This is a genomic window from Vibrio sp. 10N.261.55.F4, from assembly GCF_041470465.1.
Taxonomy (GTDB): Bacteria; Pseudomonadota; Gammaproteobacteria; order Enterobacterales; family Vibrionaceae; genus Vibrio; species Vibrio crassostreae_C.
The window spans coordinates 12,653-39,086 of record NZ_JBFRMM010000020.1; the positions used below are offsets into that span (position 1 = coordinate 12,653).

The 26,434-nt window shown below is 46.5% G+C and carries 20 protein-coding genes; 7 read left to right on the forward strand and 13 right to left on the reverse strand.

All coding sequences use genetic code 11. The features are described 5' to 3' along the window. Positions 1-313: 313 nt before the first annotated feature. Both AB4249_RS10235 and AB4249_RS10240 read right to left on the reverse strand, forming a co-directional pair. On the reverse strand, positions 314-2,374 hold the full coding sequence (locus AB4249_RS10235; RefSeq protein ID WP_372100699.1) for a prolyl oligopeptidase family protein: 2,061 nt from the start codon (positions 2,372-2,374) through the stop codon (positions 314-316). Between the two features lie 11 nt (positions 2,375-2,385). Beyond that, the gene (locus tag AB4249_RS10240) at positions 2,386-3,303 is read right to left on the reverse strand and encodes a LysR family transcriptional regulator (RefSeq protein WP_009846145.1); all 918 of its coding nucleotides are present in this window, start codon (positions 3,301-3,303) and stop codon (positions 2,386-2,388) included. Positions 3,304-3,550: 247 nt separating this feature from the next. Here AB4249_RS10240 and AB4249_RS10245 point away from each other — a divergent pair, with 247 nt between their 5' ends. The 3 genes from AB4249_RS10245 (at position 3,551) to AB4249_RS10255 (ending at position 9,592) form a co-directional block, all read left to right on the forward strand. After that, positions 3,551-5,245 carry an L-lactate permease gene (locus tag AB4249_RS10245; protein WP_372102990.1) on the forward strand — a complete coding sequence of 565 codons (1,695 nt, stop codon included), beginning with the start codon at positions 3,551-3,553 and terminating at the stop codon, positions 5,243-5,245. A 201-nt stretch (positions 5,246-5,446) separates the two neighbouring features. Next, positions 5,447-6,586, forward strand: coding sequence for an FMN-dependent L-lactate dehydrogenase LldD (lldD, locus tag AB4249_RS10250; RefSeq protein ID WP_229647885.1), 1,140 nt, complete (start codon positions 5,447-5,449; stop codon positions 6,584-6,586). 150 nt (positions 6,587-6,736) lie between these two features. Further along, positions 6,737-9,592, forward strand: coding sequence for an FAD-binding and (Fe-S)-binding domain-containing protein (locus tag AB4249_RS10255; RefSeq protein ID WP_372102993.1), 2,856 nt, complete (start codon positions 6,737-6,739; stop codon positions 9,590-9,592). Between the two features lie 130 nt (positions 9,593-9,722). On the opposite strand, the gene AB4249_RS10260 is transcribed toward AB4249_RS10255, so the two are convergent. From AB4249_RS10260 to AB4249_RS10290, 7 genes are all read right to left on the reverse strand, one after another. Next, a complete protein-coding gene (locus tag AB4249_RS10260) occupies positions 9,723-9,965 on the reverse strand; it encodes a hypothetical protein (protein ID WP_017077021.1) in 243 nt (80 codons plus the stop codon). Positions 9,966-10,117: 152 nt separating this feature from the next. Beyond that, complete coding sequence (locus tag AB4249_RS10265) at positions 10,118-11,854, reverse strand: ABC transporter permease subunit (RefSeq protein WP_102398456.1); 1,737 nt, start codon at positions 11,852-11,854, stop codon at positions 10,118-10,120. A 4-nt stretch (positions 11,855-11,858) separates the two neighbouring features. After that, entirely contained in the window at positions 11,859-13,388 is a 1,530-nt protein-coding gene (locus tag AB4249_RS10270) for an ABC transporter substrate-binding protein (RefSeq protein WP_372102995.1), read from the reverse strand. 48 nt (positions 13,389-13,436) lie between these two features. Then, entirely contained in the window at positions 13,437-14,288 is an 852-nt protein-coding gene (locus AB4249_RS10275; protein WP_017065049.1) for an ABC transporter ATP-binding protein, read from the reverse strand. Then, a complete protein-coding gene (locus AB4249_RS10280) occupies positions 14,285-15,043 on the reverse strand; it encodes an ATP-binding cassette domain-containing protein (RefSeq protein WP_372102997.1) in 759 nt (252 codons plus the stop codon). The genes AB4249_RS10275 and AB4249_RS10280 overlap by 4 nt, the downstream gene beginning before the upstream one ends. 220 nt (positions 15,044-15,263) lie before the next feature. Beyond that, the gene (locus AB4249_RS10285; RefSeq protein WP_372102999.1) at positions 15,264-16,601 is read right to left on the reverse strand and encodes an MATE family efflux transporter; all 1,338 of its coding nucleotides are present in this window, start codon (positions 16,599-16,601) and stop codon (positions 15,264-15,266) included. A gap of 246 nt (positions 16,602-16,847) precedes the next feature. Then, positions 16,848-17,717: a GyrI-like domain-containing protein gene (locus AB4249_RS10290; protein ID WP_372103001.1), complete on the reverse strand. Its 870-nt coding sequence runs from the start codon at positions 17,715-17,717 to the stop codon at positions 16,848-16,850. A 115-nt stretch (positions 17,718-17,832) separates the two neighbouring features. Here AB4249_RS10290 and AB4249_RS10295 point away from each other — a divergent pair, with 115 nt between their 5' ends. The 4 genes from AB4249_RS10295 to AB4249_RS10310 all read left to right on the forward strand — a co-directional run bounded on the left by AB4249_RS10295 (position 17,833) and on the right by AB4249_RS10310 (position 21,365). Further along, positions 17,833-18,981 carry a PLP-dependent aminotransferase family protein gene (locus AB4249_RS10295; RefSeq protein ID WP_372103003.1) on the forward strand — a complete coding sequence of 383 codons (1,149 nt, stop codon included), beginning with the start codon at positions 17,833-17,835 and terminating at the stop codon, positions 18,979-18,981. Between the two features lie 314 nt (positions 18,982-19,295). Next, a complete protein-coding gene (locus AB4249_RS10300) occupies positions 19,296-20,285 on the forward strand; it encodes a rhodanese-related sulfurtransferase (RefSeq protein WP_017067892.1) in 990 nt (329 codons plus the stop codon). A gap of 201 nt (positions 20,286-20,486) precedes the next feature. Beyond that, entirely contained in the window at positions 20,487-20,744 is a 258-nt protein-coding gene (locus AB4249_RS10305) for a YdcH family protein (protein ID WP_372103005.1), read from the forward strand. A gap of 96 nt (positions 20,745-20,840) precedes the next feature. Further along, positions 20,841-21,365 carry an N-acetyltransferase gene (locus tag AB4249_RS10310; protein ID WP_136977839.1) on the forward strand — a complete coding sequence of 175 codons (525 nt, stop codon included), beginning with the start codon at positions 20,841-20,843 and terminating at the stop codon, positions 21,363-21,365. Here the strand turns inward: AB4249_RS10310 and manA are convergent. The 4 genes from manA to uhpA form a co-directional block, all read right to left on the reverse strand. Beyond that, on the reverse strand, positions 21,362-22,567 hold the full coding sequence (gene manA / locus AB4249_RS10315) for a mannose-6-phosphate isomerase, class I (RefSeq protein ID WP_372103197.1): 1,206 nt from the start codon (positions 22,565-22,567) through the stop codon (positions 21,362-21,364). The two genes, AB4249_RS10310 and manA, sit on opposite strands and share 4 nt — an antisense overlap. A gap of 291 nt (positions 22,568-22,858) precedes the next feature. Beyond that, on the reverse strand, positions 22,859-24,199 hold the full coding sequence (locus AB4249_RS10320) for an MFS transporter (RefSeq protein WP_065583566.1): 1,341 nt from the start codon (positions 24,197-24,199) through the stop codon (positions 22,859-22,861). An 8-nt stretch (positions 24,200-24,207) separates the two neighbouring features. Further along, positions 24,208-25,704, reverse strand: a complete 1,497-nt coding sequence (gene uhpB / locus AB4249_RS10325; RefSeq protein ID WP_102332287.1) for a signal transduction histidine-protein kinase/phosphatase UhpB — start codon at positions 25,702-25,704, stop codon at positions 24,208-24,210. After that, positions 25,704-26,312: a transcriptional regulator UhpA gene (gene uhpA, locus AB4249_RS10330; protein ID WP_017061545.1), complete on the reverse strand. Its 609-nt coding sequence runs from the start codon at positions 26,310-26,312 to the stop codon at positions 25,704-25,706. Before uhpA ends, uhpB begins: the two co-directional genes overlap by 1 nt. Between the last annotated feature and the right edge of the window lie 122 nt (positions 26,313-26,434).

The following is a 26,434-nucleotide window of genomic DNA, read 5'->3' on the forward strand; positions in this document are numbered from 1 at the left end:
AGTTGAAAAGTTGGTCGCTGTTCACACTGATAAATCAGCTTAAATGCCATGAAACTTTTAGAAAATCCATGACGAAAACTACTGATTTTAGATCAACAGGTTATAGTGAAAAATTCGTAAAATATCAGCTTGAAATCGCTTTCATTTCATCAGTAATGGTGGCGGCTATCACGTAAAAGGGTGCCGAAAAGCAAAGAGAACGAGGTGTGAATTTGATTGGTTTTCATATATATGAAAAACCTCAAAATCTAAGGTAGATTTTGAGGCTTCTTGGTCTGAGTAAAATACCCAGTTATCTAGAATCAAGCATTCGTTAAAGTGAATCTAGAGACGCAACCCCCATATTGAACAGAGTAAATGCGTAGATATCGGCGGTGAGATCGATCGCTTTGCTGAGCGGCATTCCGGCGCCATGGCCCGCATTAACATCAATACGAATCATCACGGGCGCACTACCTTCATGCTTATCTTGCAGCTCTGAGATGAACTTATAAGAGTGAGCAGGCACTACGCGGTCATCGTGATCAGCGGTCGTCACCAATGTTGCTGGATAATCCGTGCCACGCACCACATTATGAACCGGAGAATAGCCAAGCAGATATTCGAACATCTCTCTGTTCTGCGCGGATGTGCCATAGTCGTACGCCCACCCTTCGCCAGACGTGAATGTGTGGTAACGCAACATGTCCAACACCCCAACAGCAGGCAGAGCCACTTGGAACAGCTCAGGCTTTTGTGTCATACAAGCTCCTACCAGCAAGCCTCCGTTAGAACCGCCGCGAATCGCCAACTTATCGCTACTGGTGTAGTTTTCTTCAATTAAGAACTCGGCAGCAGCAATGAAGTCGTCAAAGACATTCTGCTTTTTCTGCTGAGTTCCCGCTTTGTGCCACGCCTTACCATACTCACCACCGCCACGCAGGTTCGGCACCGCATATACGCCACCCAGTTCTAGCCAACTGCCAACCGTGCCCGAGAAAGAAGGCGTTAGGCTAACGTTAAAGCCACCATAGGCGTACAACATGGTTGGATTATTGCCATCTAACACTAATCCCTTCTTATAAGAGATAAGCATCGGAACCTTGGTGCCATCCTTCGAGGTATAGAAGACTTGTTTAGACTCAAATTGATCCGACTCAAACGGAGACTCAGAGCGTTGGTAGATTTCAGAATTGCCTGATTCGACATCGAAAGAGAAAATCGTTGGCGGCGTTACATAGTTGGTAAAGGTGTAATAAAGCTGAGTTTGCTCGTTTTTTCCACCTAAGCCACTGGCCGTTCCCAGCCCAGGCAAATGAATTTCACGAACTAGGTTACCTTGGTAATCCAACTGCTCAATCTTAGACACCACATCCACCATGTAGTGAGCAAACAAGTGGCCACCACCCGTGCTGATATCCAATGGCTGTGGCTTTTCAGGGATGATTTCGAGCCATTTCCCATCGCGAGTACCAAAGCTCACCACCTTGCCATTAGGCGCATCAAGATTCGTATATAGAATGAAGGTCTCATCTTGGTTATCGATGAGATAAATGTCGCTATCCACATGATCAATCAGCGTGTTCAGCTGTTGTTCTGGTGAGTTTAAATCGATATAGAACAGTCTATTACCCGATGTCGACTCTCGCCCTAGAATGATCAAGTAACGGTCGTCTTCGGTGGTATAGCCTGATACATAGCGGTGCTGCTCAGCGTTGTTCTCACCAAAGATAACTTTGTCGCTAGCTTGCTCTGTACCCAACTCATGGAAGTACAGCTTGTGTTGCTCAGTACGAGCAGAGAGTTCACTGCCGTCTGGCTTGTCGTAACTAGAGTAATAAAAGCCGCGATTACCCAACCAAGAAATACCAGTAAATTTGGCGTCAGTGATTTCGGCTTCAAGCTGCTGTTTAGTCTCGGTATCAATCACGAAGATCTTGCGCCAGTCGCTACCACCTTCAGAAATGCTGTACGCCACTAAGCTGTAGTCTTTAGAAAACGACACCGAGCCTAGAGATGTGGTGCCGTCTTCCGAGAAGGTATTCGGATCTAGGAATACTTCAATCGACTGACCTTCTTTCTGACGATAAAGAATACTGTGATTCTGCAGTCCATCATTCTTATAGAAATAGGTGTAATCACCTCGCACAAACGGCTGTGAGCTCTTTTTGTAGTCTTGCGCTTTCGCTAATCGCTCTCGCAGTTCTGCGCGATACGGGATTTGAGCGAGGTAATCAAACGTCACTTCATTCTGGCTCGCCACCCACTGCGCGGTTTCGTCACTTCTGTCGTCTTCTAACCAGCGATATGGGTCTTCGACTATCTGACCAAAATAGTCATCGCTGACGATCTGTTTGTTGGTGACTGGATATTGATACTCTTTTAAATAGCTCATCGTGCTCCTTATTAAAAATAATGTGAAATCGTCAGATAACGCGTTCTGATGTGTTCAATCAATAACTTAATCTTGTTCGGTGGCTGACGAGTGAACGGGTACACCGCATAAATACCCAGCTTTTTACCGACTAAATCAGGGAAGATATCCACCAGCTGGCCGTTACGAATATCGTGATACACCAGACAACGTGGCACGTACGCCACACCATGACCGCCCAAAGCGGCTTTTCGTAATGCCGTCGCGTTATCGGTAGAGAAAGAGCCAGAGACGCGCACGATGTATTTGTCGTTGTCGGTACAGCCATCCTTACTGTGTAAGAACTGCCACTCACTAGCGCCTGTCGTTTGATAAGCGTATTGCAAGCAATTGTGCTCAACCAAATCCTTGGGCTGCATCGGCTTACCGTTCTTAGCGATATAAGATGGCGAGGCACACACCACCCATTGTGAATCCAATATATGACGGGCAATAAGGCTGGAGTCTTCCAAGTAACCGGTTCGAATGACCAAGTCGAGACCATCTTCAACCAAATCAACAAATCGATTGTTAAGAGACATATCGACCGTTAAACCTGGGTGCATATTACAAAACTCGGCCACAGCGTCTGCGAGAATCAAATCTCCGGAGATAGTAGGCACTGACATTTTGATATGACCACTGACATTTTCACCAAAGCCTGAAACTGCGTCCATAGCCTCTTGAGCTGCCTGCTTCACATTTTTGGCCCCGTGTAACATTGCCTTGCCCGCCTCAGTCAAGGTCAATTTACGCGTGGTTCGATATAATAATTGCACGCCAATCTCTTCTTCCAAACGCGCAATTCTCTTACTAACTACCGAATTTGTAAGGTTATTTTGTTCTGCCACCTTACTAAAACTACCCAGCTCTACTACCTGTGAAAACAGGATCAAATCGTCTGCTCGCATTTGATTATGCCAATTTTGGAATTAATTATTTTCATTATTTCCCTATATCAATAAAAAATAAAGGGGTAAATTCACGCCAAATTAACAAAACAATTACAAAAACAGCTTTTGCAATCACATCGGTTACAAATAAAGCGACTCTAATTACAACAATTGAATCCTCGAGATTCAGATTACACCTACAAAACTAATGACGTGTTATTCACTTCAAACATGAACGTTTGAAAACAAGTACGAGGAAGTACCCATGAGTGAAACTCTACTAGCATTATTGGCCTTTTCGCCAATAGTTGTTGCAGCGATTCTGCTGGTTGGCCTTAACTGGCCTGCAAAAAAAGCGATGCCCGTGGCATTTGCATTAACCGTTGCTATCGCCCTATTCGCATGGGATATGTCTAGCACTCGCGTGCTGGCTTCAGTATTCCAAGGCTTCGGCATTACCGTGTCGGTTCTCTGGATTGTGTTTGGCGCCATCTTCTTATTAAACACTTTGAAACACACCGGAGCTATCACCACCATCCGCAACGGATTTACTGACATATCAGCAGACCGTCGTGTACAAGCGATCATCATTGCTTGGTGTTTTGGTTCATTCATTGAGGGCGCATCTGGCTTCGGCACACCCGCTGCAATCGCCGCTCCCTTACTCGTTGCAATCGGCTTCCCAGCATTAGCTGCGGTACTGATGGGCATGATGATTCAATCTACGCCGGTATCGTTTGGCGCGGTTGGTACACCTATCATTGTTGGCGTAAACAAAGGTTTGGATACGCACAACATCGGTGAAAGCCTGATTGCCAATGGTTCAACATGGGATGCTTACCTACAACAGATCACATCAAGTGTTGCGATCATCCACGCCTGCGTTGGTGTGATGATTCCTGTATTGATGGCGATGATGCTGACTCGCTTCTTCGGTAAGAACAAAAGCTGGACTGAAGGTTTAGATATCCTGCCGTTCGCACTGTTCGCAGGTGCTGCTTTCACTATTCCTTACGCACTAACAGGTGTTTTCCTAGGCGCTGAGTTCCCATCTCTAATTGGTGGTCTAGTCGGCCTAGCAATTGTGGTTACTGCAGCAAAACGTGGCTTCCTCGTTCCAAAATCAAAATGGGATTTCGAAAGCGAAGAGAAGTGGCCAGCAGAATGGCTAGGTTCTCTGAAAATCGACCTTGACGACAACAATCAAGGCCATAAGAAGATGAGCATGGCGATGGCATGGGCACCATACGTGCTGCTAGCGGTGACCTTGGTTGCGAGCCGCGTGAGCCCTGAATTCAAAGGCCTACTGAAGAGCGTTAGCCTATCGTTCAGCAACATCCTTGGTGAAACCGGTGTGAGCACTGCGATTCAGCCTCTGTATCTACCGGGCGGTATCTTGGTCTTCGTCGCGCTGGTTGCTGTTCTCATGCAATCTCGCAGCGCAACGCCACTGGCTAAAGCCTTCGGTGAATCGAGCAAGACTCTGATTGGCGCAGGCTTTGTGTTGGTGTTCACCATCCCAATGGTTCGTATCTTCATTAACTCTGGTGTGAACGGCGCAGATTTAGCAAGTATGCCCGTAACCACGGCAAACTTCGCAGCTGACCTCGTTGGTAGCGCATTCCCAGCATTGAGTGCAACGGTTGGTGCGTTAGGTGCCTTCATTGCAGGTTCGAACACAGTTTCAAACATGATGTTCAGCCAGTTCCAATTCGAAGTAGCGCAGACTCTGACTATCTCTAGTGCGGTGGTTGTTGCTCTACAAGCCGTTGGTGCAGCAGCAGGTAACATGATTGCGATTCACAACGTGGTAGCGGCATCAGCAACTGTTGGCTTGCTAGGACGCGAAGGTGCAACCCTACGTAAGACAATCATTCCAACGTTCTACTACTTGGTGATGACAGGCATCATCGGCCTAGTGGTTATCTACGGATTCAAAATGACCGACGCACTTATGTAAACCATAAGTCGTTCAAAAGCACTTGGCGTTAATACTCAATTCCCCGACAGCGACACCGTCTAATAAGACAGTTGATGAGTTCCGGGATGGATACTAGAGCACATCAACACCCATGGGTATTAACGCCATTTTCCCGAATTAAAGCAGCCCAAACCAAGCTCTCAAAGAAGAGCAACATCCCAAGAATTTAGGACTGAAATTATGATCATATCCGCATCGACTGATTACCGCGCCGCAGCAAAAGCGAAATTACCACCGTTTCTTTTCCACTACATTGATGGTGGCTCTTACGGAGAACATACCCTACGTCGCAACACGGCTGACCTAGCTGAGATTGCGCTAAAACAACGCGTACTCAACGACATGTCGGACCTAAATTTGGAAACCGAACTATTTGGCGAGAAGCTAGCGATGCCAATCGCACTGGCGCCTGTTGGTTTAACGGGTATGTACGCAAGACGCGGTGAAGTACAAGCAGCAAAAGCCGCCGACAACAAAGGCATCCCTTTTACCATGTCGACCGTGTCGGTATGTCCGATTGAAGAAGTTGCACCTAAGATTGAACGCCCAATGTGGTTCCAACTTTACGTGTTAAAAGACCGTGGCTTCATGAAGAACGTTCTTGAACGCGCTAAAGCCGCTGGCGTCACAACACTGGTCTTCACCGTGGATATGCCCGTACCCGGCGCTCGCTACCGTGACATGCACTCAGGAATGAGTGGTCCAAATGCAGCAGTACGCCGCGTATTCCAATCTATGCGTCATCCTAGCTGGGCAGTTGATGTTGGCTTGTTAGGTAAGCCACATGACCTAGGCAATATCTCAACTTATCGTGGTTCTCCTACCAAACTGGAAGACTACATCGGTTGGTTGGGCGACAACTTTGACCCATCAATTTCATGGAAAGATCTAGAGTGGATCCGTGATTTCTGGGACGGCCCTATGGTCATCAAAGGCATTCTTGATGAAGAAGATGCAAAAGACGCCGTGAGATTTGGCGCAGACGGTATCGTCGTTTCAAACCACGGCGGTCGTCAGCTTGATGGTGTTCTATCAAGCGCTAAAGCATTACCTGCAATTGCAGATGCAGTAAAAGGCGACACTAAGATTCTGGTCGACTCTGGCATTCGTACTGGCTTAGATGTAGTGCGCATGATGGCGATGGGCGCAGATTGCACCTTACTTGGCCGCTCATTCGTCTACGCGTTAGCGGCTCAAGGACAAGCAGGCGTTGAGAACCTACTCGACCTGTACGACAAAGAGATGCGCGTTGCGATGACTCTAACTGGCGCGAGGACAATCAAAGACTTAACTCGTGAATCTTTGGTGGGGTTAGATTAAATCTCCACGATTCAGACTCATGCTTTGGTCTACTTAGGCTGAAGTTCAATCGGTGTCACAGCAATTCCACTACCGTTGTGACACCGTTTAAGCACTGGAAAATAATATAAAAACAAATCAGTGCCAAATAAGAAGCACAAGGAAGCAAAGATGGAGACAAACACATCCCATGAGCGAGTAATAGACGCACAAGCTTATCAGCAGCTTGAAGCGATACTGGCTCAAAAAATAGAAACAGAACGCATTGTCACGCAAGAGGCAAAGCGATTGGCTTACGGCACCGATGCGAGTTTCTATCGCTTGGTGCCGAAAATGGTTCTAAGGCTCAAGAACTTAGACGAAGTGATATTCACCATTCAAAGCTGTCGCGAACTCGGTATTCATTTTACCTTTCGCGCCGCGGGCACCAGCCTTTCAGGGCAAGCGGTTTCAGACTCGGTACTCATCACACTGACCGACGACTGGCGTGGCCATGAAATTGTCGACAACGGCAATCAAATCATTCTTCAGCCCGGTGTAATTGGCGCAGATGCCAACAAATACCTCGCCCCTTTCCAACGTAAAATCGGCCCAGACCCAGCCTCTATCAACACCTGTAAAATTGGCGGTATTGCCGCGAACAACGCCAGCGGTATGTGTTGTGGTACTGCGCAAAACTCCTATCGCACCGTCGAGAGCATGAAAATCGTATTGAGTGATGGTTCCCTGCTTGATACGGCAGATAACGCCAGCGTTGAAGCTTTCAAGCAATCACACAAAACGTTGTTTGAAGGCATTATTGATTTACACAGACAGACTAGCTCAAATCAAGAACTGGCAGACAGAATCCGCCACAAGTACCGTCTTAAAAACACCACCGGCTACGCGCTCAATGCATTGGTCGATTACCACGACCCAATTGAGATCATAAAACACCTGATGATTGGCTCAGAAGGCACACTAGGTTTCATTGCTGAGATTACCTATAACACGGTTATCGAACATCCAAACAAAGCCTCGACTCTGTTGGTGTTTGCTGACATAGAACAAGCAAGTAAAGCCGTAACTACATTATCCAAAACTCCGGTTGCAGCCGTTGAGTTGATGGACGGCAGGGCGCTACGTTCTGTCGCGGATAAACCGGGTATGCCTGCGTTTATGCCAAACCTAGATTTAGAAGCGGCGGCTATTTTGGTGGAATCACACGCCAGCTCCCAGCAGGACTTAGATTTACAATGTAAATCAATTTTGGATGCATTGGCTGATTACACGATTGTTGAATCGGTCCCTTTTACGTCCGATCCAAAGACTGTTGCAACCCTGTGGGGCATTCGAAAAGGCATGTTCCCAGCAGTTGGGGCCGTTCGTGAAGTTGGCACAACCGTTATCATCGAAGACGTGGCTTTCCCTGTCGAAAACCTCGCTAACGGTATTCGAGAGCTACAAGAGCTGTTCGACAAATACGACTACAGCGAAGCGATCATTTTTGGTCACGCCCTCGAAGGCAACCTGCACTTTGTATTTACTCAAGGCTTCGACAGTCAAACAGAAATCGATCGCTACGGCGGTTTCATGGATGACGTTGCCGAGCTAGTTGCAGTGAAGTATCAAGGTTCACTGAAAGCGGAACACGGCACGGGCCGAAACATGGCACCTTATGTGGAATTGGAATGGGGCAAAGATGGCTATGCCTTGATGCAACAGATCAAAGCGCTGTTTGACCCAGAAAGGCTGCTCAACCCCGGCGTTATCATCAACGACAATCCAAATTCCCACATCACCGACCTAAAACCAATGCCTGCTGCCGACGACCTTGTTGACCGCTGTATTGAGTGTGGATTCTGTGAGCCTGTTTGCCCGTCTCGCACACTGACCTTGTCACCTCGCCAACGTATTGTTTTATATCGCGAGCTACAACGCCGCCGAGCAGCAGGCGAAGAGATAGAAGCCAGCGAGCTAGAGAAGACTTTTGAATACCAAGGCATTGATACTTGCGCGGCAACAGGCCTATGTGCGGAGCGTTGCCCCGTGGGCATCAACACTGGCGATTTAGTGAAGAAGCTTCGTATCGCCAAATATGAGAAGTTCACACCAATTGCTAAGTGGACAGCGGAGCACTTCTCGACCACCACCAAGCTGACCAAGGCTGGCCTCAAAACTAATCAAGTTGCGAATAAGGTTCTAGGCGCAAATACAGTTGGTAAGCTCACCAATGGCTTGCGCTCAATAACCAAAGGCGCGACACCAGTTTGGATGCCAGAGATGCCGCAATCCAATAGTCACTCGCTTGCCTCATCACCCGTGACGGCAGAATCTTCAAGCAATCATAAGAAGGTGGTTTACCTCCCTTCCTGTGCAAGTCGAACCATGGGGCAACAAAGCGATGCGGGCGACCAACGTCCTCTAACTGAAGTGACCATGTCTTTGCTCAACAAAGCGGGATTTGAGGTGATTCTTCCGAAGAAGCTAGATGACCAATGCTGTGGTATGCCTTACGACAGCAAAGGAATGACCGATTTAGCCCAATCTAAAGCGCAACAACTCGAAGAAGTGTTATGGCAAGCCAGTCGTCAGGGTGAATACCCGGTACTGATGGACACCAGTCCGTGCGCCAAACGCAGTATTGAGCAGTTCACCAAGCCATTAGAGGTGCTAGAGCCGACAGGGTTTGTGAATCAATACTTGCTAGAGCACCTGACGCTTGAGCCACTGAAAGAAACCGTAATGCTGCATGTCACGTGTAGCTCTCGTCGAATGGGCTTAGAAGGCGCGATGTTAAACCTTGCTAAAGCGTGTACCGAAGAGGTGATTGTTCCAGAGCATATTCAATGTTGTGGTTGGGCAGGTGACAAAGGCTTCACTACACCAGAGCTGAATGAGGCGGCGGTACACCCACTCAAGGAACAAGTACCGAGCAACTGTACTCGTGGGTTCAGTAACAGTCGAACCTGTGAGATCGGTTTGTCACACCACAGTGGCATTCCGTATCAATCAATCTTGTACTTGGTGGACGAAGTCGCGCAATAGCGGAGCCTCCCCACTTAAGGTATCGAGCAATTAGCTTAAACCTAAAACGAAAAATGGCAGCCCAATCAGGCTGCCATTTCTTTATTCGATTTAAAACGTATTACCGAGCTAGATATTGATGAGCTAACGGCTACTGAGCTAGGCGTATCAACTCTTCTGGCGAGTAGTGTTCTGCTTCTGCACCTTTGGCGATTAAGTCGATCACTTGGAACTCGTTCATGTCACCAAACTCTTTGGTTAAGTAATCACGGAACGCTTTCTCGTTCGGCCATTTGCCTCGCACGATATAGCCATCTTCCTTATCGAAATCTTCCGTCTCAAAGAAAGAAAAGTCGGTCATACCAATATTGTGGCAATACAAAACGAGATACATGTTGAATCCTTTACACTTAACTAGGGCCTGTTTAACTTTCGAGCCGATCAAAAAGCGTCTCTAAAAAGCAGGGCTAAGGTTACAACATAAATGCTAAATCGAATACCCAATCGGATCGTCAATTTAGAAACCTCAGCGACCGGATCTTTACGTTAGTCATCAAACATCAAGTTAATGGCTGCACCCAACAAGATCAGCCCAACAATTGGTCCCATGACTGCTAATGGCGCGCGCTCAATGTATGGAAGGTTCTCTGCGATCATCAAACCCCATTCAGGTGTTGGTGGCTTTGCCCCTAATCCGATGAAGCTCAGCGAGGTCAGACTTAGAGTGATAACCGGTAGCCTCAACATCGCGTGTCTTAACAACGGTGGCAACACATACGGAAGCAAGTAGAAACGGAAGATTCTAAGCTTACTGGTGCCCCATAGTGGCGCGAGGTGTGTATAAGGTTGAGCCTTCGCTTCTACGATCAAGCTTGAGCAGTGTGCAGCTAGCGGCGCCCACGACACCAATACAATCGCGATTAATGCGCTGTTCGGATTCATCCCCGTTAAGCCTGCAACAAGCAAGCCTGCAATGATGTATGGGATACCCTTAGTGATCTCGATAAGGCCTTGGCTAAAGCGGGTGTTGAAACCCATGATGATGCCCGTCACCAAGCTCAAGAACGTTGCCAATATGCCGGCTTGGAAGGTCGCAATCATACCAGAACCAATTCTCGCCAGTAGGTCTCGACCAATGCCATCTGCGCCCAAAGGTGCTTGCCAACTCGGTGATGCCAAGCGTGCGAATTGGCTAGTGTATGGGTCTCGGAATGCAGCCCATACAACGATAGCAATTAGGAAAGAGAAGATCGCAAAAGCAGTGACACGCTTTGCGCGGTTCTGGGTAAAACGAAACGAAGAGTGGCTACTGATGAGCTTGCCGCTTTTCAGGCTGTGGCCAAGAATCAATTGCTGAACAAACAAGCTCATGCTGCTCACGGCAATTGAAAATAGCAGCAACACCAATAAGCCGCCTTGCAGCGTTGGTAAGTCTTGCGCCTTGGCTGCACCAAGAATCATGCGCCCGATACCAGGGATCGAGAAGATAAGCTCAACCGCGACTGCGCCACCAGTCAAACCAATCACGATCATCGCGATTTGTGGGATCAGGCTGCTCAGCGCTCTTTTCAGCGCAAAGCGAATAATTTGGTTGGAGTGAACATTGGCACTGAGCCAGGTGATCACCCAAGGTTCATTGAGAACGCGTTGTAAACTGTCTCTGAGTAGACGACTAAACAAGCCACTTGCAGGCAGTGCGAGCGCTAAACTCGGTAGCCAGATATCTTGCCAACCTTGCCAACCATACGGTGGTAGCCAACCTAACCAGATAGAGAACACCAATATTAATACCGAGGCCACCACATACTCTGGTAACGATATTAATACGGTGCTTAAACTGCTGTAACTCTGCCCTAGTTTGCCCTTCTTCCAACTGCGTAAGGTAGCAAGTAAGCCTGCACCACACAGTACGAAAGTCATCACAAGTGCGCTAGACATCAAGAACAGAGACGTAGATGCTGTTTTTTGAATGCTTAATGCAACCGAGGAACCATCAATCCATGATTCACCTAGATCACCTGAAAAAGCACTTCCTACCCAGTCGAGCAGGCGCTCAATGGCTGAACGGTCAAGCTGAAGATCAGCGCGTACCGCCGCTAAAGCTTCAGGCGTAAGCAGGTGTTGTTGCCCCGCCCTAGCCCGCAGAATAGATTGGCTTGGATCGATGCCTGCAATGTCAGGCATCAAACCAACAAGAATCACCACCACAATCAGTGAGGCGATTCTTGATAGCCAAGGCGTCAAGATAAATAGAGTTCGACGCAGAGTCTCAGCAGATAACATTTATTTAGTTAGCCTGTGTTGCCGGGTTAACTTGTATCGCTTTTTTGACCTGTGTAGTTTGGTCAACCAAGCGACGTTCACTTGGGTCACGAACGACATTGCTTACACGCTCACTTTCACCTTGAATCACACGTTCGTGAAGCAGCGGGATAGCCGCGAAATCGTTAAGGATTTTTTGTTCAGCTTCGATGATCGCTTGGTGACGCAGCGCACCTAGCGGTTGTAGGTCAGCGTGATTCAGTGCTTTATCTACCTCTTGAGAACAGAACTGGCCAAGGTTGAATGAACCCTTACAACCAAAGTCGCTCATCATGTAAGCCACTGGGTCACCCGAATCTAGAACCGTTGCACGAGAAAGGATAAACGCGTCAAACTTACCAGATAGCGCATCGTTCTCGATCTGAGCATATTCACGAATATCCAGCTCAACCTTGAAACCAGCCGCTTCAAGTTGTTGCTTCAGTAGCGCTGCCACTTCTGGAAGCTCTGCACGGTCGGTAAAGGTACCAATAACAATGCTTTCGCCGTTCGCTTTTAGCGTTTTGTCAACTGCCTGACCTTCAGGTCGAATTGGTTCAGCCCAAGCAAGTGCAGGACCTAATAGGCCTTGCGCGATATCCGCGTGGTTTTCATAAACAGTATTCACGATCTGCTCACGGTCTACTGCAGCTGCCGCTACCTTACGCAGTTCAATATCGCTAAATACGCCTGACTTGTTGTTCAGGTAAAGCGTATTAGTACGAGGCATTGCCACTTCGTAAAGTAGGTTCGGATCAATGGTCGCGATTTGTGAAACGGGTACCGCTTCAACGACGTCAGCCGTGCCGGTTCTCAGTGCTGCAGCACGAGCAAAACCATTAGGAACGTATTCTGCAATTACAGATTCTACTTGCGCTTTTTCGCCCCAGTAGCCGTCAAAACGTTTCAGTTTCGCGCTGGTTGTGCCGTTGATTTCAGTCAGCTCAAACGGGCCAGTACCTGCGCCAATTGGACTAACACGACCATCTTCTTGATAAGCACTTGCTGCTAGGATCGCTAATTGAGGGCTTGATAAACGGCTTGGTAGAAGAGGGTCATCAAAGCTGGTTTTAATCTCTACACGGTAGTTGTCCATCGCTTTCACTTCTAGCTCTACTCCATCTAGGATGCGCGGCTTAGGTGCTGCTTCAAGCGCTTTTTGTAGAGAGTTCACTACAGAGTTTGCCGTTAATGTCGAACCGTCATGGAATTTAACGCCTTGGCGAATCGTGAACTGCCAAGTCAGAGGATCAAGATGTTTCCAATCCGTTGCTAGCATAGGTTCTGCTTCTGAGGTTGGGCTCAGGTTAACCAGAGTTTCTGCTGTGCTCCAACGAGATAACTTAAAAGCGTCATCAGAAAGTGGCGATAAACCCGTTCTTGGTGGTTGCATCATCGCAACTCGAATTTCAGATTTTACTGCGGCATCGCTAGACCCTGGTTGAGAGTCAAAACAGCCCGTCAAAGGCAGAGCCAACGCAAGCGTGCAAGCCAGTTTGATTGAATTAAAACGCATAATTATTTTTTCTCTGTAGCTGTATTTTTTTAATAAATAAGGTTGTGTTTAACAAGTAGATTTCGAAAGAGGCTGAGACTCGATCAGCATCTGAGTCGCAGGATGAGCAGGTTTACTCATCACTTGATCGGTCGGTCCGTGCTCCACCATTTCACCATGGTCGAGTACCAGTATTTCTTCACAAAGGGCTTTTGCGGCACCTAAATCGTGAGTAACCAAAATAAGGCGCATATCGCGCTTCTTTTTTAATGAATTAACCAAGTCCAACAACCTTTGGCGATTCACTGGGTCAAGGCTGGCAGTAGGTTCATCGGCCACCAGCACTGCGGGTCTAACGACAAGAGCCCGAGCAATAGCCACACGTTGAGCTTGACCTGTAGAAAGCTGATTAGGTTTCAGTAAGAGCAAACTGGCAGGCAATCCAACGTCTGAAAGCGCCTCTTCAATGATGGCTTCATGATTACCCGAAACATCTAAGTTACTTAGAGGTTCGGCTAAGATCTGTCGAACGGTATAGTAAGGGTTGAGGCTAGTGTGGGGCTCTTGAGGCACCAATTGAATCAAGCGACACACCGTTGCTTGCGCTTTGCTATCGCGAATTGGGAGCGAATAACCGAACAAGTTTATTTGACCAACGGTTGGCGCTTTAAGGCCAAATAGCAGTTCAATTAACGTTGATTTACCGGCACCAGAACGCCCAACAATTGCTAGGCTTTTGTCTTCAACATTAAGGTCTATGTTCTGTAGCGCTTTGAACGCTTTACCACCCAACCAACTTGGTACGGAGTAGTAGTGAACACTCACATTGTCGAACTTAATCTCTATCGGTGTTTGTGTTTCTGAATCAGTCACTGGCATTAATGGCGAGGCTTCTGAGTTTAGTGATAAGGTCGAGCTCATTCGATTAAGTCTCTCAATGAACAGCAGAAAGCGTGAGAGCTCGACTCAAGTGCATGTTTCGGTGCACCGTAAGCCACCACACCACCATCATCGATGACTAACAGCTTGTCACACGCCAACGCGCTATGCAGGTCATGGGTGATGAGTAAACCACCAATTTGACGCTGTTTAACATTGTGTCGAATCAGCTTAAGTATCTCTTGCTCTGTCACCGGATCTAACGCACTGGTTGGTTCATCGGCGATGATAATATCGGCGTTACTCAGCAAGCCAATCGCAATACACACACGTTGGCGTTGCCCGCCCGAAATTTGGCTCGGGTATAACGGCAAGATAGTTTCAGGATTAGGGAAACCAAGTTGTACTAGCAATTCGGTGAGTTTGATTTTGTCTTGTGATCTGGGCTTAGTGCGAGTCCCCGTCAATGCCAAACTAAGTTGACCTTCGATTGAAACCAGAGGATTTAATGCTTGAAGGGCATCTTGGAAGATAACCGCTGGCCTTTGTGCTGCCGTTCGTTGCAACATTGGTAAGCCACACACAGCCTCACCAGATAAAGAGATATGACCTTCAGCCTCAACCGTTTCTGGCATGAAGCCCGCAATCGCACGTGAAAGCATCGACTTACCAATGCCTGACGGTCCCATGATCGCCAACAGCTCACCTCGATAAACATCGAAGTGGATATCTTGGAAAAGGGTTCTCGAAGAGGTTTTGATCGTTAGGTGGTCAACAGACAAAAGTGGGGCGTTCACGCAGATACTCACAGATAGATGTTATAACATAACAACATTATCATTTAGCTGAGGCGATGAAAAGCGGACATTGAACTGTATCGCGTTTTACTTACAATTTTATTGACCATTTATAGTGAGTCATTACATACAAAAAAGCGCTCACCAAATTTATCGTATAAAAATAGTAAAGCGCTTTCATAAAATATTAATAATGTATTAAAGATGGCAATTAGACAGCTTAGTTAATGGCACCCTGTACTGCATCTTTGACTGGGTAACACTTCTGCTTAACTTGTGCGATGAACGGATACAGGAACGCAATACGCCCAAGATAGAACAGAGTAAACGCAAGCCACAAACCATGATTGCCCCAAATATCGATGGTGAATGCCTGTACCGCTAAGAATACCAACAAAGCCACGATGCTTGAGTCTCTAACCGGACGCGTGGTTCCCGTTCCGGTAAAGATGCCGTAAACCGTTAAGCCAAAGCCAGCCACTAGCGGGAACACAATCAGCCACGGGGCCATCTCTTGATACAAGGTAACCAGCGCTGGAATATCGGTAAACAAGAAAACAATCATGTCTTTGAATATCAGGGTTAAAAGCGTCAGCGCGGCAATGAAACCTGCCGTCCATTGGAAGTTAAGCCTTAAAACACGATCAAGCATTGAAGGGTTCTTCTGTCCTACCGCCTTACCTGCAAACACACTCGATGCGTTGGCAATACCATCAAACATATAGCTGACAATGAAGGTCACCTGCATCAAGATCGCGTTAGCCGCTAGAACATCGGTACCCAGTTTAGAGCCAGTACGCGCCATCATGTTGAAGAACACCAAGATACAAATGGTGCGAAGCAATAGATCGGTATTCGAAGAGATGATTGTCGATAGGTCTTTCTTGGTCATCTTCGAGCCTTGCAAGAACTCAGAGATCGAAATATTGCTGGTCTTCATCACCAAGGTCACACCAATCGCAAAGGTGGTAACTTGTGCAATCAAACTTGCGTAAGCCACACCTGCGACACCCAAATCGAAATAAAGTACAAACACCGCATCCAAGACAATGTTCAACACATTACCAAACACTTGTGTATAAAGAACGTCTTTGGCTTTCGCCTGTCCCATTAACCAACCAATAATGGTGTAGTTAAGCAACACGAAAGGCGCGCCATAAATCAAAATACTGAAGTAGATATGCGCGTGCTCGGCTACATTGGCTTCAGGCTCTATCACCCACATTGCGCCTTGCCAGATGAGTGGTTGTATCAAGATAAAGATCAAACCCACTAAACCAGACAGCACAAACGGACGCATCAAGCTACCCGCCAAATCAGTGCGGTTTCCCTTACCCAGTGCCATCGCACTTTGGCCCGTGGTACTGACACGGAAAAAACCAAACAACCAATACATGGTGTTCATAATGATGGTGCCGATCGCCACGCCGCCAATCAGTTCAGCAATACCAAGTTGGCCGATAACAGCGGTATCCACAGCACCTAGTAGAGGCTGTGTCACCGTTGAGATGATGAAAGGGAAGGCAATTTTCAGATAATCTTTGTGGGTAATGGTCATATATTCTAGCGGGTGATATTAAGAACTATTTGCAATTAGAGCGGGATGCTATCGTTTAATCCGTACGTTGTCATCATTTACTTAGAGTCGTTTATCAACAAGCTTCTCTCCTATCGCACCATCAACATAAGAGGCCTTTCTGTCATTGAGCGAGCAAATTAGCCACAACAAATGAGTAAAATCACGCTCGACAAAACACAACAAAACCAATTACTGAGCCAACTCAATGGTTAACCTAGTAAAGGCTCAGTAAAAGCTCACGGGAAGGTAGAAATCGAGTTCGAACACTTCATCGGTGTTGAGAAAATGATTCTGATGATAATGCACATACGCGGGAGTCGAGCGCTGTTTGAAACCAGATGTGGGTAGCCACTTTTCTAACACCATACTGATCTGTGGTAGCAGTTCTCCATAGCGGCCATTTAGTCGAAACACAGCGTGTAAGCCGCCCGGAATCACCATCTGATTAACTACGCTACGATACTTAATCGGCTCATCAATCGCGATACACGCCACATAGCGGCACTGATCCATCTCAACCCAAGCAGGGTTTGAGTGATGCAAACCAAATTGGCTCGAGAAATCACGCTGTTCCGAATTCGCCCACGCTTTCAATATCAACCACGCATTGCGAATGGATCGATTATATCCCGTATGTCGAACATAGGCCGCCATCCGTTCAGGCACTTCAATAATCTTAGGTTCAGGTAACACTCGCTGCGCCACATTCAAATAGCCCGCCGCCACTTCAGGATCTTTCAGATAGGGTTTTTCAGCTACTTGTAAGTCGTGTTTACGCCATTCACCCGGCGACATATTAAAAGTCGCCTTAAATGCTCGACTGAACGAAGACACCGAACTAAAGCCACACTTGTTGGCAATTTCTACCACAGACGAGCTAGTATCAAACATCAGTTGGTTGGCTGCATACTCCATTCGAGTTCGACGGATATATTGATGCAACGACTCCCCGACCACGCTTTTAAAGGTGCGGTGAAAGTGCTGTTCTGAATAGGCCGCTATCTCAGATAACTCTTTGGCAGACAAAGGCTGACTGATGTCTTGGTGAATATGGAACAGGACATCATTGATTCGCGATATGTGTTGACGTGACATCGTTTAAATAGCATAAATGGACATGTTTAAGAGCATAAACGGACACGCTAGTTTTTACAATTGCCGTGTAATATCAAGCGATAGAATAAAAACGATAAACGACGAGACACAACACATGGAAATCGCACAGTCATTACAACAGATTCAATCTTCATACATTCGGGAGATCCTCGCAGCCGCAAGTGATCCAAATGTCATCTCATTGGCCGGTGGTTTACCGGACGAGAAAACATTCCCTATCGATTTAATGAAGCCAACGCTAGAAAACCTAGCGAACATGCCTGAAGTTTTCCAATATGGGTCGACTGCTGGTTATGGCCCTTTGCTTGAGCACCTAACGCAAAGCTACCAATTGCCAGAGTCACACACGGCAATGATTTGTACTGGCTCTCAGCAAGGTTTGGATTTGATTGCGCGTGCGTATGTCGACCCAGGTGATGTGGTTGTGATGGAAGCGCCAAGCTACTTAGGTGCGATGCAGGTGTTTGGCCTCGTTCAAGCAAACATTGCGACCGTGTCTCAAACTGAATTTGGGCCGAATCTAGATGAATTGGAAACATGCTTTGCACAGCAAGCGCCAAAAATGTTCTACGCGGTGCCTGATTTTCACAACCCAACCGGTGTGTGCTGGGCAACAGAAACTCGTCAAAAAGTAGCTGAGCTGTGTATCAAATACAACGTGGCATTCATTGAAGATGCACCATACCGTGAGCTACGTTTCACAGGTACAGAACTGCCGTTAGTTTCTTCGTTCTGCCCTGACAACTCTATCGTTCTTCGTTCATTCTCTAAAATTGCATCGCCAGGTTTACGTATTGGTGCGGTAACAGGTAAGCGCAGCTACCTTGAGCCATTGATCAAAGTGAAGCAAGGCGCTGACTTACACTCAAGTGTACCAATGCAAGCATTGCTGGTTGGCCTTCTGAAACATGAAGACTTTAACGTGCATATGGAAAACATTCGCACCCTGTACAAGTCTCGTTATGAAGTGCTGTTTTCTGAACTAGAGAAACAGCTGCCTGCTGACTGCGTATTAAAATCCGTTGATGGTGGGATGTTCATTTGGGTAGAAATCCCAGAGTGCGACACCTTCGAACTGGCTAAAACTCTGCTTTCGAATGGCGTGGCAGTTGTGCCAAGCCCAGTATTCTATCCAAAGGCCGATGAAGCAAAAGCCGCACTGCGCTTAAACTTCACTAACGCCAACCCAGAAGAATTAACAGAAGCGGTGAAACGCTTAGCGGAAGTACTTAACCAAGCGTAATCGCTGATTAAGTCAGACAGATTCAATACCAAGGCCCTGATGTATTTTTACAGCAGGGCCTTTTTGGTTTGGGAATACGTGTTGTAATTCGAACCAGATAAAACGGTTTCATTGCATTTCTTAGTCCAAAAGCCATACTAATAACAATGCTAAATAGCCCTACTTTTGGTTGGTTTTTGTCCTTCCTTGGCTTGGTTATACTGCGGCGGATTTTAATAAGCCAATATGGGCAAACCTGAGTAAATCAAACTCAGTATGTATCATAAAAGGCAACCGCTCTGGATTTACGTTCCAGCTCGCAGAAAGGAAAAACCATGTCTCAATATGTTGTATGTGCTCTGTATAAATTCGTTGCACTTGATGATTACCAAGAAATTCGCCAGCCACTCACTGACGTGTTAGAAGCCAACCAAATCCGCGGTACTTTGCTACTTGCGAGTGAAGGTATCAACGGCACCGTTGCAGGTAAGCGCGAATCTATCGACGCTCTTCTTCAATGGTTCAAACAAGATTCTCGTTTGGCTGATGTTGTTTACAAAGAGTCGTTCAACGAAGAACAACCATTCAACCGCACCAAGGTTAAGCTTAAGAAAGAGATCGTAACCATGGGCATTGAGGGCATCGACCCACGCCATGTTGTTGGCACTTACGTGAAACCAAACGAGTGGAACGCATTGATCTCTGATCCTGATGTGATTCTGGTTGATACTCGTAACGACTACGAAGTGGACATCGGCACCTTCAAAAATGCCGTAAACCCAAACACAGAAACCTTCCGTGAGTTCCCTCAGTACGTTGAAGACAACCTTGATCCTAAGAAACACAAGAAAGTCGCGATGTTCTGTACTGGCGGTATTCGTTGCGAAAAATCAACAGCCTACATGAAAGAGCAAGGCTTTGATGAGGTTTACCACCTTGAAGGCGGCATTCTTAAGTACCTAGAGGAAGTACCAGAAGAAGAGAGCATGTGGGAAGGCGACTGCTACGTATTTGATGGTCGTGTTGCAGTAAACCACCAGCTAGAAAAGAGCGGTTACGATGTGTGTAACGCGTGTCGCCTGCCAATCACTGACGAAGACAAAGCCTCTAAACACTTCGAGAAAGGCGTAAGCTGCCCTAAGTGTATTGATAAGCACAGCGACGAGCAGAAAGCCCGTTTCCGTGAACGTGAAAAGCAAGTTCAACTGTCGAATGCTCGTGGCGAAACCCACGTAGGCGGCGAAGCTGCTCACCTTATCGAGCAACGCAAAAAAGAGAAGCTTGCACACAAAGAGCAGCAACGCTCTGGTAAGAAAGCAAAGTAAACTTTCTGCTTTAAACTCTTATAGTTCTAAACATATAACTATAAATAGTTAGCTATATACATACAAAATGGCGCAAGTTCGAGGATAATCCTACGAGTTTACGCCCTTTTTTGATCGCTTTACGGCTTTGTGTTTTGAACCACATTTCTTTCGAAAAATTACTTCTATACTGTTAATAATTCGACTAGAGAGGAAGTGCCAATGCTCAATGAAAACCATGCCTTTATCTTAGATTTCCCAGATCTTAAATTAGACATTGTTCAGCTCAACCACGACGACGAAAAATTCAAAGCAGACATGCAGAAATACCACCAACTCGACTACGACATCCGTCAGCTAGAAATCTCTGGCAGCCCTATCGATGACGACAGCATGCACAACCTCAAAGTAGAACGCATGGAGCTCAAAGACTCGCTACACAAACAGCTCACGCGCCATCACGCGCTTAATATCGTATAGAAAAATCAGTCCAAGACTTTATTCTAAGCCATGCATCACGCATGGCTTTTTGGTTTCATCACATCGCAAATCTAAGCTAATTCGGCTTCTTCAATTATGTTACTGTTTGCTTATTCAAAGGCGTTTGATAAGGAAGCAAGCAAAGTGGCAAGACAAGAAGAGAATATACAGTTCCAGCTCGTTTCAAATTCTGAATTCGAAGAACTGTTTACGTGTGTTAAACAAGGTCTTTTCATACACGTAGATAACGTTTTCGGGTGGGACGACGACTTCCAACGTCAACGACTTTTAAACGATTACCATCCTTCTTGGTTTCATTGGGTATACCGAGGAGAAGAGAGGATTGGACTTGTGTGTTTTAAGCCTTATGACAACGCATACCATATTCATCTGCTGATCATTTTCCCTCAGTACCAAGGTCGTTCGCTTGGCAAGAAAGTCATGACTCTCATACATAAGAGAGCCATGAAAGAGCAACGAAGCCAAGTGACTCTGTCGAGCTTTAGAAGTAACACTCGCGCCATTAGTTTTTATCAGTCACTTAGCTACCGAGTTGTTGATGAAGGAGATGATGATTTTGTGGGGATGGAGCTCAATCTATACCACAAACACCATCTCTAATTAAACGCCCTAGCCACTCGCCCATTACTGCTCAGTACATAATGACCAATATAAGCTGGGATAAATACCGATTGCCCTTTGGTGAGTGTCAGGTGCTCGCCTTTCTGACTCATTAGCGATAAATCATCATCGATTGCCATTAAGATTTCAGCGCCGCTTGTGATGACTTCTTCTTGCTGAGGGCGATGAAAAATATTGAAATCAAAGTCACTAACTGGGATATCATAGCGATCACATTGACCTAACTTTGAAGGTGCTAACAACAAGCGTTCGAACGGGATTGGTGTAAACTCTGTGCAGGCAACCAACTCAGCGAGATCAATGTGTTTTGGCGTTAAGCCAGCTCGCAGCACATTATCTGAATTGGCCATAATCTCGAGCCCAGTCCCCTTGATGTATGCGTGCGGAGTGTTTGCATTCAAATACATCGCTTCACCCGGCCGTAGTGTGATCAAGTTAAGCAGCAGAACGCAAAACAAACCGATATCATTCGGGTACTGGTGGCTAAGCTCAGTAACCAAAGCAAACTCAGATTGACCTTGGTGAGCGGCTGCGTAAGCCAGAAGTTGCTCTAATGCTCGGTGTTTACGTTGGTCGTCCAGAGTTAATAAATCACGGAAAAACGCCTCTAAACCTAGAGAATCAAGGTGGTTGCCAAACTCTTCAACTAAACCAGCCAGCTCGCTCGAATTCAACTTTCTGAACAACCCTAATATTTCATCGAATTCTCGAAAGCCATTCATTGCTTGATATTCAGTGATCGCGTAAACCAATTCAGGTTTGTGGTTAGAGTCTTTGTAATTACGATGTCCTGCAGTCAGAGGGATTCCTGCTTGCTCCTCTCTTGCAAAGCCAACCTCTGCTTGGCGCTTGTTTGGGTGAACCTGAACCGACAGCGCCTTTTCTGCCGCTAAGATCTTAAATAAGAATGGTAGCTCACCAAACGCCTGCGCAATATCGGTTGATAGGTAGGCCGATTTATTCTTGTTAATCAGCTCAGATAGAGGCACTAAATGTTGGTCCAGCTTGACCATTGAGCAACCTTTCGGATGCGCTCCCATCCAAACTTCCGCTTGCGGCTCTTGTGACTCATTCTTAAAGCCAAACAGTTCACGTATCGAAGAAATGCTCCCCCATGCATAATTTTGGATGGTGTTTTCCATTGGGAAAAATGAGTGTTCTGAGAGGTGGCTGAGTGACATGGCGTTTTCCATAGTGAGGCCTTTGAACATAATTCAGAGAGCTGATTTCTAATAACGTAAATAATTAGAAAGACTACAGAGAGCAGCTAGGACCCACATGAGATGAGGTCTTAGACGCAATAGGAAAAATTCTTAGAAACAGGTGAGACCGATGAAAAGCGTGAAAATAGTCACATTTGAATATCACGAGTAGAAAGCGCTGAGAATAAGATAGCGGCTTGTATCGCACTGATTACAGCAGCGATACAAGCATCTGAATACAAACACTAGTGACTATCTTGTTATCGTTCCTTAAAAACCAGAGCGAGCTTCTGCACTTTTCTGAGGTGATTGAGCTTGTAGGAAAGGCAGTAACAGCAAGCCAATAACGGCCGCACAAGTAGAGATGGTAATGAAGAACCCACTCCAGCCGTAAGCTTCTAGAACGAGCGCTAATGGGTAACCAGAAAGTGCTGCTCCCATATAAGCAAACAAGCCAACAAAACCTGTCGCCGCCCCGGCAGAGTCTTTATGTGAACATTCCGCCGCCGCCATGCCAATAAGCATTTGAGGGCCAAAAACAAAAAAGCCAACGCAGAATAGCCCAGCCGCTTGAAACACAAAGTTGGTTAAAGGCATAAGCCATAAAGCCGAAACCGAAAGGAAGATGCCAATCGCAAACAAGATGTTCATTGGACCGCGGTTGCCACCAAACAACCTATCCGATCCCCACCCAGCAACAAGTGAACCAACAAAACCTCCTATCTCGAACAGAGACAAGGCAGCGTTGGCGTTGATCAAACTGTAATCGTGTTCTTCGGTGAGGTATAAATTGCCCCAGTCGTTAACTGCCGTTCTTACGATGTAAACCAACACATAACTAAAGGCGAGCAACCAAATGTACTTATTGCTGAACACATAGGTTTTCAGGATCTCTCGATAGCTTAACCCTTGCCCATGGCTCTCTTGCGCTAATTCCAGGTGATCACTGCGCCACTTCCCTACCGTCGGAAGTCCCATGGTGGTGGGCTTGTCACGTAAGCGCCAGCAGACAATAAGACCGATAAAAACACCAATCACACCCGGCCAGATAAACCCAGCTCGCCAACTGAACTGCAGCGTTAGATAACCCACAAGAATAGGGATAAGCGCTCCACCCACGTTGTGCGCTGTATTCCAGATTGCCCAGCGAAAGCCTCTTTCGGAGCGAGAATACCAAGTCGTCAATAACTTGGAACACGATGGCCAGCCCCAACCTTGGAACCATGCATTCAGTACCCATAGCGAGATAAAAGCCGCTAACGAACTCGAAAAGCCAAACGCGATGTTTATCAGACCAGTCGCGATTAGGCCAAGCCCCATGAAGTAACGAGGGTTCGACCGATCCGATATCGTGCCTGAGATAAATTTCGATAAGCCATAAGAAAGATAAAAGAGCGTGCCAATTAAGCCGATATCGCCTTTGTCCAAACCTAGATCGGTGATCATTGCAGGCGCGGCGTAATTAAAGGTTTTACGAGTGAAGTAAAAACCCGCATAGCCGACATACATTCCTATCATGATGTGAAGGCGCCAATAGCGATAACTCTGATTGACCTCATCATCAGTTAGAGCATCACTCTCTGACGTTGTTGAGCGCAGAAATCCAAACATATTCGTTCTCACACTTTAGGTAATGTAACGCTGATATTGGTACCCGAAGACGAGCCATTAGCGTTGATTGTCATCTTGCCGCCGAGCGCCTGAACACGCTCTTGCATACCACGAACACCCATTCCTTTGAGAAGATCTTGCGCTGTAAAACCAATGCCATTATCTGTGATCTGAAGGTAAGCCTGGTCACCTAAAATCAGTTCAATTCTGATCTCGCTCGCGTTGGCGTATTTAGAGGCATTATTTAGAGACTCTTGGCACAGCCTGAAGATAGTGACCTTAAGCGTGTCACTCAAACACGAGTAATCTCCTTGCCAATTTAACTGGATATCAACGCCGTGATCCGAGAACTCCATCTCTCGAATAAGCTGTTCCACGGAATCTTTTAAGTCCAGATCGTCCAACATCTTAGGTCTTAGTTTTGTAAGCAGACGTTTGGTGGTGTCATAAACATTCAAAGATAATGATTCAATGGTACCCGCACAGCGAACGCTCATCTCAGCCGCGTCGACACGTTTAATAATGCTTGCCTGAGTACGAATTGCCGTGATGTTTTGGCCGATTTCATCATGCAGTTCACGCGCAATATCACGACGAACCGACTCTTCAGCGGTAACTAACTGACGTGAAAGATTTTGATTTCTGGAAAGCTCACTGCGTAATTTGGAGTTGAGATCTTTCTGCTTTTGAACCGCTAAACCAAGCAGTATACCTGTGATGGTTTGAGCAGATAGAGACAAGAGTAAGTCGGTAATTTCGAGTTTGGATGTTCCGCTGTGGGCTGCAATCAACGCGACACTATTTAACATTGTTGCAAGCAGAGCACCTTGCCATCCATAACGAACGGCGAGCAAGATAATAGGGATCGCCATACAGAACGGGGCAAAGCGCCTTAGCTCATCAGGCAAACTGGTTTGTATCAAAATACTGGCGACCAACAACACGCTATATAAAGCAATATGACGGATTTTGAACTCAACGACATTATTGATTAAGTAAGAGCTCAATGGTGCCCACTTGTTTTGGAATAGATAGTTCCAGACCAGATAACACATCGGCACCAGCATCAGTCCGCCAGTAATACTCACCAACCACACCATGTAAACAGCAGAAACATGAGAACCCACCACGGCAACGTTAATAAATGCTGTGACCATGATTAAGCTCGCCATCACTAACAAGTGACGATTCTGGTCACCAGAATAATAACGCTTGGCAATTAGCGTGGCAGGAATACTCAATCCACTGGCGATGAGTATCGTCAGCCATTGGGGTTCATCAAGCAGCAGAGCTAAAGCGATCGCAAGTCCCCACTCTGCAATATAGATGGCAGGCCAATAGTGGGTACGAGTGTGCAGCGTCATTCCCAGTCGAAGTGAAAACGGGAAAAGCAGAATGGCTAACTCAGGGTCATTAATGAAATAGAAGGCAATAACCCATAAACAGAACCATGCACAGCCAGCCATAAAAACCCCACACAGGGAGGTGGCTAGGTAAGAACGCATTAGTACTGGTCTTGTGTAAACAGTTTCGCTAACTCGACATTATTCTTAACATTGAGTTTGTCCATCGCATTGGCACGGTGTACATGCACCGTTTTATGGCTAACCCCTAGCTCTACGGCAATAGATTTTACATCGAGCCCTGTCGCCAATAACTGACACACTTCGCTTTCTCTGCGGGTGAGCTGATTTAAAGAGGCTTTATTCTTCATGGGCGTCGCAAGCTTTATGGCGATATCGGGCGTGAGATAACAGCCACCATTTGCGCTCGTGTGTACGGCTTGGATTAACTCATCAGGGCTACAGCGCTTGCTGAGATAACCTTTGGCTCCTAACTCTAATGACTTCTCAACCATCGCCGGCGAGTCATGAACGCTCAACATGATGCTGGCAATGCCAGATGGAATCTCTTCCAATAAGCTCAGGCCACTTTCGTCTTGCATTGAGATATCTAAGATCACGACATCAGGGTGACAACTTGGCAATCCTAGGCGCGCTTCTGCCGCAGAGTTGAATTCCCCCACGACCGTAATATCAGCTTCAAGACTGAGTAATTGAGCAAAGCCAGATCGAACAATGACGTGGTCATCAACAAGCGCAACATTAATCATGATATTAACCAAAATTAAGAGTAAGAAAGAAAAATAGCCCCAACAGGAGCTATCTAAAATTAAGTTTATTAATAGAGATGATACTGAATCGAACTAACGATTGGTATGATCTCACGTGCTTT

Coding starts and splice junctions, on each gene's coding strand:
- uhpA (WP_017061545.1), bottom strand. CDS start 26,312: ATGATTAATGTTGCGCTTGTTGATGACCACGTCATTGTTCGATCTGGC.
- AB4249_RS10285 (WP_372102999.1), bottom strand. CDS start 16,601: ATGACCATTACCCACAAAGATTATCTGAAAATTGCCTTCCCTTTCATC.
- AB4249_RS10275 (WP_017065049.1), bottom strand. CDS start 14,288: ATGAGCTCGACCTTATCACTAAACTCAGAAGCCTCGCCATTAATGCCA.
- AB4249_RS10295 (WP_372103003.1), top strand. CDS start 17,833: ATGGAAATCGCACAGTCATTACAACAGATTCAATCTTCATACATTCGG.
- uhpB (WP_102332287.1), bottom strand. CDS start 25,704: ATGCGTTCTTACCTAGCCACCTCCCTGTGTGGGGTTTTTATGGCTGGC.
- AB4249_RS10270 (WP_372102995.1), bottom strand. CDS start 13,388: ATGCGTTTTAATTCAATCAAACTGGCTTGCACGCTTGCGTTGGCTCTG.
- AB4249_RS10240 (WP_009846145.1), bottom strand. CDS start 3,303: ATGCGAGCAGACGATTTGATCCTGTTTTCACAGGTAGTAGAGCTGGGT.
- lldD (WP_229647885.1), top strand. CDS start 5,447: ATGATCATATCCGCATCGACTGATTACCGCGCCGCAGCAAAAGCGAAA.
- manA (WP_372103197.1), bottom strand. CDS start 22,567: ATGTCACTCAGCCACCTCTCAGAACACTCATTTTTCCCAATGGAAAAC.
- AB4249_RS10320 (WP_065583566.1), bottom strand. CDS start 24,199: ATGTTTGGATTTCTGCGCTCAACAACGTCAGAGAGTGATGCTCTAACT.
- AB4249_RS10255 (WP_372102993.1), top strand. CDS start 6,737: ATGGAGACAAACACATCCCATGAGCGAGTAATAGACGCACAAGCTTAT.
- AB4249_RS10245 (WP_372102990.1), top strand. CDS start 3,551: ATGAGTGAAACTCTACTAGCATTATTGGCCTTTTCGCCAATAGTTGTT.
- AB4249_RS10290 (WP_372103001.1), bottom strand. CDS start 17,717: ATGTCACGTCAACACATATCGCGAATCAATGATGTCCTGTTCCATATT.
- AB4249_RS10310 (WP_136977839.1), top strand. CDS start 20,841: ATGTTACTGTTTGCTTATTCAAAGGCGTTTGATAAGGAAGCAAGCAAA.
- AB4249_RS10305 (WP_372103005.1), top strand. CDS start 20,487: ATGCTCAATGAAAACCATGCCTTTATCTTAGATTTCCCAGATCTTAAA.
- AB4249_RS10260 (WP_017077021.1), bottom strand. CDS start 9,965: ATGTATCTCGTTTTGTATTGCCACAATATTGGTATGACCGACTTTTCT.
- AB4249_RS10235 (WP_372100699.1), bottom strand. CDS start 2,374: ATGAGCTATTTAAAAGAGTATCAATATCCAGTCACCAACAAACAGATC.
- AB4249_RS10265 (WP_102398456.1), bottom strand. CDS start 11,854: ATGTTATCTGCTGAGACTCTGCGTCGAACTCTATTTATCTTGACGCCT.
- AB4249_RS10300 (WP_017067892.1), top strand. CDS start 19,296: ATGTCTCAATATGTTGTATGTGCTCTGTATAAATTCGTTGCACTTGAT.